Genomic DNA, 12,576 nt, shown 5'->3' on the forward strand with positions numbered 1-12,576 from the left:
TTCCATGCGCATCCTTCTGGTCGAGGACAATGACCGTCTGGCCGAATTCATCTCGGCGGGGCTGAAGAGCGCAGGTTTCGTCCCCGACGTCTTCGGCACGGTGGCCGACGCGGTGGCCGCCTTCGATTCCGCCTCCTACCAGGCGGCCATCCTCGATCTCGGCCTGCCCGACGGCGACGGGCTGGAGATCATCCGCGCCCAGCGCGCCAAGGCCGCGCCTTGCCCCATGATGGTGCTGACCGCCAGGGACGGGGTCAGCGACCGGGTTTCCGGCCTGAATGCCGGCGCGGACGACTACCTGCTGAAGCCCTTCGCCATGGAGGAGCTGATCGCCCGGCTGCGCGCCATCCTGCGCCGCCCCGGCGCGGCGCTGTCGGTGGAGCTGTCCTTGAGCAACCTGACCTTCGACACCGCCGGGCGCGAGGTGCGGGTGGACGGCCAGCTGATCTCCATGCCCCGGCGCGAGATGGAGATGCTCGAGCATCTGCTGCGCCGCTCGGGCAAGGTGGTGTCCAAGCGCTCGCTGGAAGAGGGGCTTTACGGCTTCGACGACGACGTCACCCCCAATTCCGTCGAGGTGCTGGTGTCGCGCCTGCGCAAGCGCCTGCAGCAATCGGGAGCGGCGGTGACCGTCCACACGCTGCGCGGCATCGGCTACATGATGGCGGACGGCGCCCCTTGATCCGCCAGCCGCCGGCCATCTTGTGGCGCATCGTCATCCGGCTGTCGCTGACCACCCTGATCGCCATCGTGCTGGCCTATTCCTGGCTGTGGTGGAAGTACCACTCGGTCACCGAGATCATGCGCGACACCTACCTGATCGAGCAGGCGGTCTCGATCCGCAATCAGGTGCTTCTGCTGCCCGACGGGCGCATCGTCGTCGACCTGCCGCCGATCCAGCTGGCGTCCTACGCCGAATCCGAGGGCGGGCTGCGCTTCGCCGTGCGCGACGCCAAGACCGGCGCCATCCTGGCCCAGGGCGGCGAGACGGTGGGACCCGCCCCCGAGATGGGCGACGGCCCCCGCCTCTATCGCCGCAATCCCGACGGCCCCGGCCCGGTGCTGATGTTCGGGGCGGCGGTGAGGCTGACCACCCCGGCGGGCGACCTGCTGATCCAGGTGGAGGAAAGCGGCAGCGATTTCGACGCCATGACCCGCTCGCTGATCGAGCGCTTCGCCGAGGAAGGCGGCTGGCTGGGCGCCCCCTTCCTGCTGGCCATGCTGGTGGTCAGCCTGATCACCATCAGGAATTCGCTGCTGCCGCTTAAGCGCCTGTCCGAGCAGGCCGCCGCCATCGGCCCGGCCAGCACCGACATCCGCCTGCCGGAAGCCCAGGTCCCGCGCGAGATTCTGCCCCTGGTCCATGCGATCAACAGCGCGCTCGACCGCATCGAGGCGGGCTTTCGCATCCAGCGCGACTTCACCGCCGACGCCGCCCACGAACTGCGCACCCCGCTGGCGGTGCTGCGCGCCCATATCGAGACGCTGCCCGATCCCGCCATCCGCGACGCCCTGTCCCGCGACGTGGATTCCATGACCCGACTGGTCAGCCAGCTGCTGGCGGTCGCCCGCGCCGAGGCGCTGACCATCGCCATGGACGAGCAGGCGGACCTCAACGCCATCGCCGTGGACGTCTGCACCTTCCTGGCGCCCATGGCGCTGCGGCAGCGCCGTCTGGTGGAAGTCATCGAGGACCCGGCCGGCTGCCGGGTGATCGCCAATGGCGAGGCGGTGTTCAACGCGCTGCGCAACCTGGTGGAAAACGCCCTGACCCACACCCCGCCGGACACCACCGTCACCGTGCGGGTGGAAGGCCCCGCCACGCTCCGGGTCGAGGATCGGGGCCCCGGCATTCCGCCCGAACTGCGCGAACGGATCTTCCAGCGTTTCTGGCGGGCCGAGCGGCGCAAGAGCGGCTCGGGCCTGGGGCTGTCCATCGTGCGCGAGATCATGCAGGCCCATGGCGGCCGGGTCGAGGTGGGCGAGCACCCCGGCGGCGGCGCGGTGTTCTCGCTGGTCTTCTCCGATCAGGGCGCCCAGCGGCGATAGGCCAGCGCGCCGAGAACGCAGGCCACTCCCCCCAGGGCCACGGTGGGCTGCGGCCCGACGCGTTCGGACAGGAAGCCCGCCAGCAGCGAGCCCAACGGCGTCGCCGCCATGAAGGTCATGGTATAGAGCGCCATGGTCCGCGCCCGGAACTCGTCAGGCACCAGGGTCTGGACCATGGTCTGCGACGCGGTGTTGTGGGCCACCAGCGCCATGCCGGCCAGGGCCAGCAGCGCCATGGACAGGCTCGTCACGGTGGACAGGGCGAAGGCCACCAGGACGGCGCCGAAGGCGCACAGGCCCCAGGCCACCCGGCCCCGCGACGCCCCGCCCGCCGGCCCGGCCACCGCCAGCGAAGCCAGCAGCGCGCCGCCCCCCGCCCCGCTCATCAGCCATCCCAGCGTCTGGGGCCCGCCGCCCAGCACCTTGTCGGCGAAGACCGGCATCAGCACCGAGAACGACATGCCCATCAGGCCCGACAGGCCCAGCATGGCCATCAGGGCCAGAATGGGGCGATGCCCGGCGACAAAGGCCAGACCGGCCCTGGCCCGGACCAGCATGCTTTCCCCCGCCGGAGCGGAAAACGCGGTCGCCGGCTCGGCCATCAGCGCCAGGGCGGCCAGCACGCCCAGGAAGCTGAGCGCGTTGAGCGCGAAGCACCACCCCTCCCCCACCTGGGCCACCAGCGCGCCCGCCGCCGCCGGCGCCACCAGGCGCGCCGCGTTGAAGATGGAGGCGTCCAGCGCCACCGCGTTGCCCAGGTCGGCCTTGCCCACCAGATCGACGGTGAAGGCCTGGCGGGCGGGGATGTCCACCGCGTTGATGAGGCCGAACAGCACCGCCAGGGCCAGGACGTGCCACACCTGCACCCAGCCGGCCAGGGTCAGGGCGGCCAGCGCCGCCGCCTGGACCAAAAAGGCGCCCTGGGTCACCAGGATCAGCCGCCGCCGCGAGCGCCCCTCGGCCATGGCGCCGCCCAGCAGGCCGAAGACGAAGACCGGGATCTGCCCGACGAAGGCCACCAACCCCAGCATCTCGGCCGAGCCGGTCAGGCGGTAGACCAGCCAGCTTTGGGCCACCATCTGCATCCACGACCCCATCAGCGACACCGCCTGGCCGCAAAAGAACAGGCGATAGCCCCGGTGGCGGAGCGCGCGTCCCCAATGAGGTCGGCCCCAGGGAAATCGACGAGGTCTGGCATCGGCGTCGGTCATGATGGCGATCATGGCATCACCGGCGCTTTGGAGCTATCCTGTCGGTAGTGGCAAGGAGGCCGCGATGGCCCGAATCGTAGTCCTGGGCAGCATTGCCCGCGACGAAGTCATCCACCTGGACGACCGCCTGCTGGAGGGACGCCATCTGCAGGGCGCGCCGCCTGTTCCCCGCCTGGGCGGCGGCGGCGCCAACACCGCCATCGCGCTGGCCCATGCCGGCCACGAGGTGTCGCTGGTCGCGGCGGTGGGGACCGATCCCCTGGCCGACGAATTGCTGGCGGAAGCGTCGCGCCACGGCGTGGATATCGGCCCCGTCACCCGCATATCAGGCGCCAGCACCCGCTCGCTGGTGCTGCTTGACCCCAGTGGCGAACGCACCATCGTCAACCTGACCCGATCGCGCGAGGCCCGGCCGCCGCAGCGCCTGCTCAGCCTGGACGCCGACTGCGTCTATGTGCGCTCCAACGGCCAGGACCTGTCGGAGCTGCTGCGGACCAAGGCGAAGCTGTGCCCCATCGTGGCCCAGTTCAGGCCGTTACGCGAAGGCCGGCTGCCCGTCCATGTGCTGGTCGGCTCGCAAAAGGATCTGGATGAACGCATCCTCGCCGATCCCCTGGCCGAGGGGCGAAGGCTGGCCGGGGACGTGCTGCGCTGGGTGGTGATCACCCACGGAGCCGAGGGCGCCGAGGCGTTCGGCATCGAAGGCCAGCGCCTCAGGGCCACCGCCCCCGACGTGGACGCGGTGGACACCACCGGGGCGGGCGACGCCTTCGCCGCCGGCATGGCCCATGCCCTGGCGCTCCGGCTCGACATGGCCCAGGCCCTGCCCCTGGCGGTGCGCTGGGGCGCGGCCAAGGTGACCCGGGGCGGGTCCTTCCTCGACCGCGACACCGTGCGCGATTTGATCAGAGAATCGACTGGCCGGTCTTCGCCCAGTCGGCCATGAAGGCGGCCAGGCCCTTGTCGGTCAGCGGATGCTGGTACATCTGCTTGAGCACGGTGGGCGGCATGGTGACCACATGGGCGCCCAGACGCGCCGCTTCGGTCACATGCATGGGATGGCGGATCGAGGCGGCCAGCACCTCGGTGCGGAAGGCCGGATATTCCCGATAGATTTCGACGATGTCGGCGATCAGCTCCATGCCGTCCTGGCCGATATCGTCCAGACGCCCGACGAAGGGCGAGATGAAGGCGGCGCCGGCCTTGGCGGCCAGGATGGCCTGATTGGCCGAGAAGCACAGCGTGACGTTGACCGGCACGCCGTCGTCGGCCAGCACCTTGCAGGTCTTGAGGCCGGCCGGGGTCAGCGGCACCTTGACCGCCACGTTGGGGCGCAACGCCGCCAGCTTGCGGCCCTCGGCCAGCATGGTGTCGAAATCGGTGGCGGCCACCTCGGCCGAGATGGGGCCGGGCACGATGTCGCAGATCTCGGCGATCACGTCGAGAATCTTGCGCCCCGACTTGGCGATCAGCGACGGATTGGTGGTGACGCCGTCCACCAGACCGGTGGCGGCAAGCTCGCGGATTTCCGCGACTTCGGCGGTATCGATGAAGAACTTCATGAAAGGCCCCTGCTTCTGGCGGATGCGGGGCTCAGACTACCAGGGAGCGGCGCGCCGTCAATCAGCAGCGCGCTTGAGCACCTCGGTGATGGTCACCGCCAGATGGTCCTCGACCACCACCACCTCGGCGCGGCAGACCTTCTTGCGGTTGACGTAGAGGTCGACGGGATCGTTGACCTTGCGGTCCAGTTCCACCACCGCGCCGCGGCCCAGCTTCAGCAGCTGGGCGATGGGCAGGTTGGCGGTGCCCAGCACCGCCGACAGCTCCACCGAGACGTCGTAGACCGCCTCGCGGTTGTCTCCGATCCCCAGGGCTGCGTTGATCGCGTCGTCGTCGGCCATGTCGCCTCATCCTTTTGGCCCCGGTCACGCGGGGCTTCACAATATGGAGCATAACCGGCATTTCCCAACATCCGGTTAAAGGCCGTATGCGCCATCTGCATATTGGAGACAGTTGCGATTTCGCGCCTCGCCCCGCTATGATCCGGCCGGGCGGAAGGAAGGGCGCATGAGCACGGAAATCTATTCCTGCCGCGAAGGCCAGGAGCTGAAGCAGGGCAAGCTGGACTATTCCGACATCGAGGACCGCGAGACCGCCGAAATCGATGCCAAGCGCCGCTGCAAGCTGGACCCGTTCATCAAGAAGGTGGCCTATTACAAGGTGGCCGCCGACGGCGAGTTCCGCATGTTCTTCTCCTACACCAATCCCAATTGCAAACCGGTGCCCAAGGCGCGGCCCGCCGGGGCGGCATCCGCCGCCCGCAAGCCGGCCCCCGCGAAAAAGCCCGCCCCCAAGCCCGGCCTGCTGGCCCGGCTGATGAACTCGATCGGAATCAAGTGAAACTGGAACTGCTGCACTGCCATCCGCCGGAAGGCCCGGTTCAGGGGCGTCCGTCGCTGCTGTTCGTTCACGGTTCCTATTGCGGCGCCTGGGTATGGGCCGAACGCTTCATGCCGTTCTTCGCCCGGCGCGGCTGGTCCAGCCACGCGCTGTCGCTGCGCGGCCACGGGGAAAGCGAAGGCGGCTTCAATTACGCCTCCCTGGCCGATTACGTCACCGACATCCACTCGGCCATGGCCCATGTGGGCGGCGAGATGATCCTGGTCGGCCATTCCATGGGGGGCCTGCTGGTCCAGCACTGCCTGGCCGGGGACGACCGCGTGCGCGCCGCCGTGCTGATGGCCAGCGTGCCGCCGTCGGGCCTGATGTCCTCGGCCCTGCACCTTTCGGTGTTTTCCCCCGACGTCTGCCTGCAGTTCGGATTGCTGCAGGCCCTGGGGCCGTCGGTGGTGAAGGGCGAGGTCATCCGCCGCGCCTTCTTCTCCGACGCCACGCCCGCCGACACCCTGGCCCATCTGCTGCCCCGGCTGCAGAAGGAATCGCACCGCATCTGCGTCGAATTGCTCAATCCGGTGCGGCCGCGCCTACCCTTGGGCGGCGACCGCCCCCCGGTCCTGGTGCTGGGCGGAGACCGCGACGTCCTGGTGCCGTCCGCCGCCCTGATGGAGACCGCCACCTATTTCGGCGCCGACCTTTCCCTGCTGACCGGCGCGCCCCACGGGCTGATGCTCGATGATTGCTGGTGGCAGCCGACGGCCGAACGGACCCTGGCCTGGCTGGCGGCCAAGGGGTTCTGAAAGACAGCCGTCGCGTCGCGTCGACACCATCCGGCCGATCTTGCCGGCAAATTCCGCCCGCCCCCATTTACCCCTGTATTTTCAATGGGTAATCCGCCCGGACCGCGACCAAGACTCGCCCCGGCGTTATGTTAGCGCTTCCCTTCGGGACCCCAGGGGGGTATGCTTAACGTCGGATTAATCTAGGTTTCGTGTATCCAGGCCCATCATGGCATTGAGCACCAAACAGGTCGGATCGGCATCAGCGGCGGCGTCCAGTGTGGCGGCGGCGACGACCCGTATCGGCCATGGCGGGCGCAATGTAGCCTCTTCCACCAGACCCGATGTCGAACGGCTGGACTATGCCCAGCATATGGGGCTGAACGAGGAATCGATCCTCCGGTTCCAGCAGGAAAACGGCATCAATCCCGATGGCGGTCGCCGCCAGCGCGAGGACAGGGGCGGTTTCGCGCCGCAGACCTCGTTGCGCATCTTCGAATACGGCACCGACACATCCGAGGACGGCAGCGACCCGACCTCGTCCCGGATCTTCCTCAACGACGTCCTGCGCGGCGTCGGCACCTACGAGCAGAACATCCGCATCACCTCGCCTGGCTCAGTGAAGCCCGGCAGCGTGATGAACTACCTGTTCTGACCTTCCCCTGATTCAGGCGGCGCTCTTCAGCGCCACGACCTTGGACGCGACCGCCTCGGCGGGCGTCACGGTGACGGCGTCATTGTCCAGGTCCATCCAGGCGTCGCAGCTGGAAAGCGCGATCCAGCGTGCTTCCTCCGCGGTATCGGCGCTCACCTCGAGCACTTCGCGCCGGGCCACGCCCCGGACCATGGATACATGAAATTTCGGCATCTTCGGCCTCCTTCACGGCGGCGACATGCCGCGCCCTTCCGTTTTGCCCGCTTTCACGGCGGAAGTGGTTCCCGAAGATCACATCCCCGCCATGCGGAAATGCTGCAATGCACAAATGTTGTGGCGCGAAACATCGCCCCGGCTATTTCTCTCGGCGGCTGGCCAGGAATTCCCGGGCGTCCAGAAGCTGCTGCTGCTCGGCCGTAAGGCCCGGGCCGTCCACCTTCGTCTTGCTCCCCCCCAGCAGGGCACCCATGACGAAGACCCCTCCCCCCACAAGGGCGATCAGCGATCCGGCCAGGGCGAAGAGGCTGAACAGCACCTGAAGCTCGCCGGCGTCGCTCATCAACGCCGCCCCGGCCAGTCCCAGGCCGAACAGCACGGCGGCAAGACCGATCAACCGCACCATGGTTTTCAAAGCGAGAACTCCCAAAGGATGCCGAGCCAGGACAGGCCGTTGCCCAGCAACAACGGGGCCTGGATCACCATCACGGCCGACCGCCCCCATACACACGGCATAAACATCCCACCGCGCACGACGGGCCGCAAGAGGCAGGTTCCCTCCCCCTTGGGCCGGTCCGCAACACCCGGCCCCCACCGCTCACGCCAACGGGCTCTCGGGACTTCGCTGTCTCAAGAGGTGAAATGGATATCCGAGGCGGCAAGCGTACTGACGGCGGTCGATCCGCTGTCGCTGGCGATATGGGCGACAACCACGGAATCGTTGGTCGACGCGTTGGCATCCGCGTCGTAGTAGAGGTTGCCGGTACTGGTATCGTAGGCGAAGTGCTTGCCTGAATTGGCCGCGCTGGTCGTGGTGAAATCCGATGCGTTGAGGGCAAAGCCGCCCAGCGTTCCATTGGCGGCGCCGTTGGTATGGGAGAACAGGGCTCCGTCGAAGGACATCTTGTCCTCGCCGGCGGTGAAGTAGTTGACATAGTCGCCCACGTCGCCGGTCGCCGTGTACTTCATGATGTCGGCGTTGCCGCCGCTCGCGGTGAAGTTGACGATGTCGGCCCCCGCTCCGCCGATGAACGTGACGGCGCCCGACGTGGCGCTCACCGTGTCCACGCCGTTGCCGCCGGTGATGGATTCCACGCCGCTGACGCTCAGGGTGTGCGCGGTACCGTCGCTCAGCACGATGCTGTCGCTGCTGCCATTGCCGCCGGTCACCGAGGTGGTGGCTCCCGACAGGCGGAGATGAATGTCCGTATCCGCGTAATTGACCGTGGTGGGATTGCCGCTGCCGTCCAGGGTGCTGACGCTGCCGCTCTGGGCAACCTGGACGCTGGTCACCGTGCTCGGCAAATAGGTGGTGTCGATGTAGAACGCGCCGCCGCCGGTGATCTGCAGCGAAGTGACGCCGCTGATGTCGGTCGGGTCCAGATGGGTTTCCAGGCTGCCGAAGCTCCCCGAGCCCGACCCGGGATGGACATTGAAGATCAAACTTTCCACGTTGGAGATAGTGGGGGAAATGACGATCTGAGACCCCGCCGTGGGGACCGTTCCGGTCGACCAGGTCAGGCTGTCGCTGCCGTTGCCGCCATCGAGATTGAAGCCGGAAAAAGTCCCGGCCGTGGTCAGGGCATCACTGCCGGAACCGCCGACAATCGTCTCCATGCCACCGAAAACGATGGAATTTCCGCCCAGGGCCAGAGTCATGGAATCGGTGCCGCTTCCCCCCGTCACGGTCATGCCGTTGGAGACGGGGGTGCTGAAGATCAAGCTGTTGCCGCCATTGGCCAGGGTCAGGGTTTCGACGCCGGTTAGGGTCAGGGAGTGGGTGCCGGCGGTGAGCAGCGCCATGGTGTCCGTGCCTCCCCCCATGTCGAAGGCGTCGGCGGCGCCGTTGACGCCGAGCAGGCCGGTAAGGTTCCAGGTCTGGCTGCCCGTGGTCATCTGGGTTGCGTGGCCGACCAGTTGCGAGGACGTGATGGAATCGGCGTAACTGCTAAGGGTGATGGCAACGGTTCCGTCGCTGCCGATGATGAAGGTATTGGCGCCGTTGGTGCCGCTCAGATCGATGGTCTCGACCTTGCCCACCTGGAATCCGGTGTTGGCGCCCATCAGGATCAGTTTGTCACCATCACCGTCAGTTTCATCGATGAAGCTGTCGCCGGTGCCCATGACGCCGGAGATGGTCACGGTATTGGCCGAGGCGGTACCGGTGATGTAGTCGTTGACCCCCGACGTGGTGGTGACGGTTTGGGAGCCGCCGGTCAGGGTATGCACCGTGGTGGATTGCTGCGAGGCCTGCTGGGCGACTGAGTTGACCTGATTTTGAATTTGCTGCTGCACCACCGTCTCGATCCGTTGGGCCAGCAGTATCTGGTTCTCGGGGGCCAAGATGGGCAGGCCACCGAACAGCGCCGTGTTGGGGTCGTTGGCCAGTGCGTTTCCCACCAGGGAATCGATCGCCTTGGCGAATTGCTCCACGGCCGCGCCAAAACCCTCGTTTCCGAGCGCGCCTTGCCCCAGCGCCGCCAGGCTGCCCTCCGATGTCGGCCCGAACAGCGTCGCGGAGGCCTTGGCGAAGTCAGAACCGGCCTGGGCACCGAACAGGGAGGTCGCCGCCTTGGCAATCTCGCCGGCCCCCTGGGCGCCGAACAAGGCGGTGGCCGCCTTTGCCAGATCGGTGGCGGCCGGCAGATTGGCCTGGGCCGCCAATCTGGCCTCGTTGGCCTTGGCCTCGGCGACGGCCTTGGGGTCGGCGGCAAGCTTCGCCGCATCCTTGGCGACTTTCTCTGCCTCGGCCTTCACCTTGGCTTCCACGGCGGCCTTGGCCTCGGCGACAGCCGTCGCCTTTTCCGCCTGGGTCTTGGAGGCGGCGTCGCTCTTTTGCTGCATCTGTTGCTGCTGCTGGCGCATCTGGGGCGAGGCCGGGGGCTCGGTCCGCTGCTGCAGGGGCGGCTGGGGCGGCGGCAGGGATTGCACCGCGCTGCCGAAGCTATCCTGGATCTGCTGCGGCGACAGAACGATCGGCGGCGGCGGCGGCAGCAGGGCGCTGGACATCTGCACCGCCTGATTGACCTGCGACATGACCTGTACGCCGGCGGCGTTCTTGATGGCGATCTGTCCCACCGTTCCGCCGGAATCGGCCAGCAGCGCCACGGTGTTGCTGCCGCCTTCGGGAGCGGCCACGCCCGCCACGGTGGTGCCGCGAACGCCGATGGTCAGGACCGGCGTCTTGACCGTCATGGCGTCGGGGGCGGTGCGGGCGATTTCTCCGCTGATGAAACTGAACGGGCCGTTGGTCACCGAGACCGTCGACGAGCCGGTATTGGTGCCGGGGTCGTAGCTGAGCTGATCGAGGACGGCGCGGGCGGCATTGCCCACCGAGAAGGTGGAGCCGTCGACGAACACGATGCCGACGCTGCCCTTGGCCCCGGTGGTGACGACATCGCCCTCGAATACCGCCATCCCCTTGATCGCGGCTTCGACGGTGCCGTCGGCGTGGCGGACCTGCGCGATTCCGGAAGTGGCGTCCACTTCGCCGATCGGCGCCGGTCCCTGGGTGGGGGCCGATTGCGCGTATTGGCCGGGCGCCATGGGCCCGGCCAGGCGGACCGCCAGATCAGCGGGAATGATCGCCCCCTCCCCGGTGTGCAGGTCGGGGGGCGAGGCCAGAGCGAAGAAGTCCCGCACCACCAGCCGCGAGCCGTTGGTGGCGACGATTTCCAGGTTCGGTCCGATGCGGTGGAAATCGGCCGAGGCAAGGGCGAAGCCCTCAGGCACCGTGATGGCGCCGCCCCTGGCTGCGTCGAACACCTTGGTCGGCGCGCTATCGTGGATCGTGCCGTTGGCTGAGGCCGTCATCGCTCAGAATCCCCCCATCTGCCACGCATCCCCAGATAGAATGACTATGAAAGTCATAATCACTACCTTAGGTATAAGCTGGTAGCTAAATTGTTCTATCCACTATATCATTGGTCCCGTCTTATCCAATAGGGGGCATTTCATGCGGGCTGTACGATTGGGCGCTCTGGCGGCGCTGGCGGCAGGGATTGTCTTGGCCCCGGAGGCCAGGGCCGATGATCTCCGCCAACTCATGGACGATCTGCTTCGCACCAGCGACCGCCTCGTCGCATCCGACGCGGATGTCGAAGGCGCGCGCCAGAATATCGAGGTCGCGCGCGGCGGCTGGTATCCGACCCTGACCCCTGCGGTCAATTACGGCTACGAGAAGCAGAACAAGCCCAGCGGGTCGCAGGACACCAACGCCTATCGCAACGAATACAGCGCCAGCCTGAAGCAATTGGTTTGGGACTTCGGTGGCGTGAACGCGCAGATCGACAAGGCGGCCGCCACCCATCGGCAGACCGAGGCCACCCGCGACGGCGTTCGCCAGGGGCTGATGCTGGAGGGGCTTTCCGCCTACACCAATCTGGTCCGGACCCTGCAGCAGTTGAACTATGCCCGCGAATCCGAGGCGAACATCCGCCGGCAGACCGGGTTGGAAGAGGCCAAGGTCGATCTCGGCTCGGGCCTGTCATCCGACGTGCTGCAGGCCAAGACCCAGCTGGCGGGCGCCCAGGCGGCCAGAATTCAAGCGGAATTCCTCCTGGCCCAGGCCCAGAACCGGTTCCGCAACGTCTTCAACAAGCCGATGCAGGACGCCAAGTCCATGGTCCTGCCCAAGGTCCCCCTGGATACGTTGCCGAGCAGCCTGGAAGTGGCCGTGGCCACGGCGCGGGCCAACAGCCCCTCCATCAAGGCCGCGACCCACGCCGTCGAAGCGGCCCGGATGCAGGCGGAAGCCACCAAGGCCCAGGGCTTCTATCCCAAGGTCGAGATGGTGGGCGAGGCCCGCAACAAGCGCAACGTCAGCGGTACCATGGGAACCCAGCAGGAATACCTGGCCAAGATGGAGGTCTCCATCCCCATCAATCTCGGGCTCACGGCCATCAACAGCCTGAAGGCATCGGAAAGCTCCATCGTCGCCACCGAGCGCCGCCTCGCCGAAGGCCGCGACCAGATCGACGAGCAGGTGGGCAATGCCTGGGAAAACTACATGCACCAGAAGGCGCGGGCCGAATCGCTGCGCAATCAGGCGGTGCTGGCCAACGAATTCCTGGAACTGGCCCGAAAGGAGCGCGCGCTCGGCAACCGCTCCCTGATCGACGTGTTGGCGGGCGAGACGGCGCTGATCAACGCCCAGAGCCAGGCCAGCTCGGCCCAGGCGGATGTGGTGATCGCGTCCTATACGGTTCTTGCGGTGATCGGAAGCTTCGACCCGGGCGTGGTGCGCTAGGCGGGAACGGGGAGGACG

General features: G+C 67.3%; 13 protein-coding genes. 7 read left to right on the top strand and 6 right to left on the bottom strand.

Annotated features, from left to right (window positions below):
- Positions 1-4 precede the first annotated feature (4 nt).
- Together XM1_RS19165 and XM1_RS19170 are read left to right on the top strand one after the other, a co-directional pair.
- Complete coding sequence (locus XM1_RS19165) at positions 5-682, top strand: response regulator transcription factor (protein WP_068436312.1); 678 nt, start codon at positions 5-7, stop codon at positions 680-682.
- Positions 679-2,049: a cell wall metabolism sensor histidine kinase WalK gene (locus XM1_RS19170; protein ID WP_068436314.1), complete on the top strand. Its 1,371-nt coding sequence runs from the start codon at positions 679-681 to the stop codon at positions 2,047-2,049. The genes XM1_RS19165 and XM1_RS19170 overlap by 4 nt, the downstream gene beginning before the upstream one ends.
- Here the strand turns inward: XM1_RS19170 and XM1_RS19175 are convergent.
- Positions 2,028-3,272 (bottom strand): MFS transporter, encoded by a 1,245-nt coding sequence (locus tag XM1_RS19175; RefSeq protein WP_068436316.1) that lies wholly within the window; start codon positions 3,270-3,272, stop codon positions 2,028-2,030. The two genes, XM1_RS19170 and XM1_RS19175, sit on opposite strands and share 22 nt — an antisense overlap.
- 52 nt (positions 3,273-3,324) lie before the next feature.
- Between XM1_RS19175 and XM1_RS19180 the strand changes: the two genes are divergently transcribed.
- Positions 3,325-4,206, top strand: a complete 882-nt coding sequence (locus XM1_RS19180; RefSeq protein ID WP_068436318.1) for a carbohydrate kinase family protein — start codon at positions 3,325-3,327, stop codon at positions 4,204-4,206.
- Here XM1_RS19180 and fsa read toward each other — a convergent pair.
- Both fsa and fliN read right to left on the bottom strand, forming a co-directional pair.
- Positions 4,166-4,822, bottom strand: coding sequence for a fructose-6-phosphate aldolase (gene fsa, locus XM1_RS19185; protein ID WP_068436320.1), 657 nt, complete (start codon positions 4,820-4,822; stop codon positions 4,166-4,168). The two genes, XM1_RS19180 and fsa, sit on opposite strands and share 41 nt — an antisense overlap.
- Positions 4,823-4,879: 57 nt before the next feature.
- Positions 4,880-5,164, bottom strand: a complete 285-nt coding sequence (fliN, locus tag XM1_RS19190; protein WP_068436324.1) for a flagellar motor switch protein FliN — start codon at positions 5,162-5,164, stop codon at positions 4,880-4,882.
- Positions 5,165-5,330: 166 nt separating this feature from the next.
- Between fliN and XM1_RS19195 the strand changes: the two genes are divergently transcribed.
- The 3 genes from XM1_RS19195 to XM1_RS19205 all read left to right on the top strand — a co-directional run bounded on the left by XM1_RS19195 (position 5,331) and on the right by XM1_RS19205 (position 7,094).
- Complete coding sequence (locus XM1_RS19195) at positions 5,331-5,663, top strand: hypothetical protein (RefSeq protein WP_068436326.1); 333 nt, start codon at positions 5,331-5,333, stop codon at positions 5,661-5,663.
- Positions 5,660-6,460 carry an alpha/beta hydrolase gene (locus XM1_RS19200; protein WP_068436328.1) on the top strand — a complete coding sequence of 267 codons (801 nt, stop codon included), beginning with the start codon at positions 5,660-5,662 and terminating at the stop codon, positions 6,458-6,460. Before XM1_RS19195 ends, XM1_RS19200 begins: the two co-directional genes overlap by 4 nt.
- A gap of 208 nt (positions 6,461-6,668) precedes the next feature.
- Complete coding sequence (locus tag XM1_RS19205) at positions 6,669-7,094, top strand: hypothetical protein (RefSeq protein ID WP_068436330.1); 426 nt, start codon at positions 6,669-6,671, stop codon at positions 7,092-7,094.
- 12 nt (positions 7,095-7,106) lie between these two features.
- On the opposite strand, the gene XM1_RS19210 is transcribed toward XM1_RS19205, so the two are convergent.
- The 3 genes from XM1_RS19210 to XM1_RS19220 form a co-directional block, all read right to left on the bottom strand.
- Positions 7,107-7,307 (bottom strand): hypothetical protein, encoded by a 201-nt coding sequence (locus XM1_RS19210; RefSeq protein ID WP_156428793.1) that lies wholly within the window; start codon positions 7,305-7,307, stop codon positions 7,107-7,109.
- 142 nt (positions 7,308-7,449) lie between these two features.
- Positions 7,450-7,725 carry a hypothetical protein gene (locus XM1_RS19215; RefSeq protein ID WP_068436334.1) on the bottom strand — a complete coding sequence of 92 codons (276 nt, stop codon included), beginning with the start codon at positions 7,723-7,725 and terminating at the stop codon, positions 7,450-7,452.
- A 215-nt stretch (positions 7,726-7,940) separates the two neighbouring features.
- Positions 7,941-11,123, bottom strand: coding sequence for a FecR domain-containing protein (locus XM1_RS19220; RefSeq protein WP_068436337.1), 3,183 nt, complete (start codon positions 11,121-11,123; stop codon positions 7,941-7,943).
- A 142-nt stretch (positions 11,124-11,265) separates the two neighbouring features.
- Between XM1_RS19220 and XM1_RS19225 the strand changes: the two genes are divergently transcribed.
- Positions 11,266-12,558, top strand: coding sequence for a TolC family protein (locus tag XM1_RS19225; RefSeq protein WP_082700609.1), 1,293 nt, complete (start codon positions 11,266-11,268; stop codon positions 12,556-12,558).
- Positions 12,559-12,576: the final 18 nt, after the last annotated feature.

The organism is Magnetospirillum sp. XM-1 (genome assembly GCF_001511835.1).
Taxonomy (GTDB): Bacteria; Pseudomonadota; Alphaproteobacteria; order Rhodospirillales; family Magnetospirillaceae; genus Phaeospirillum.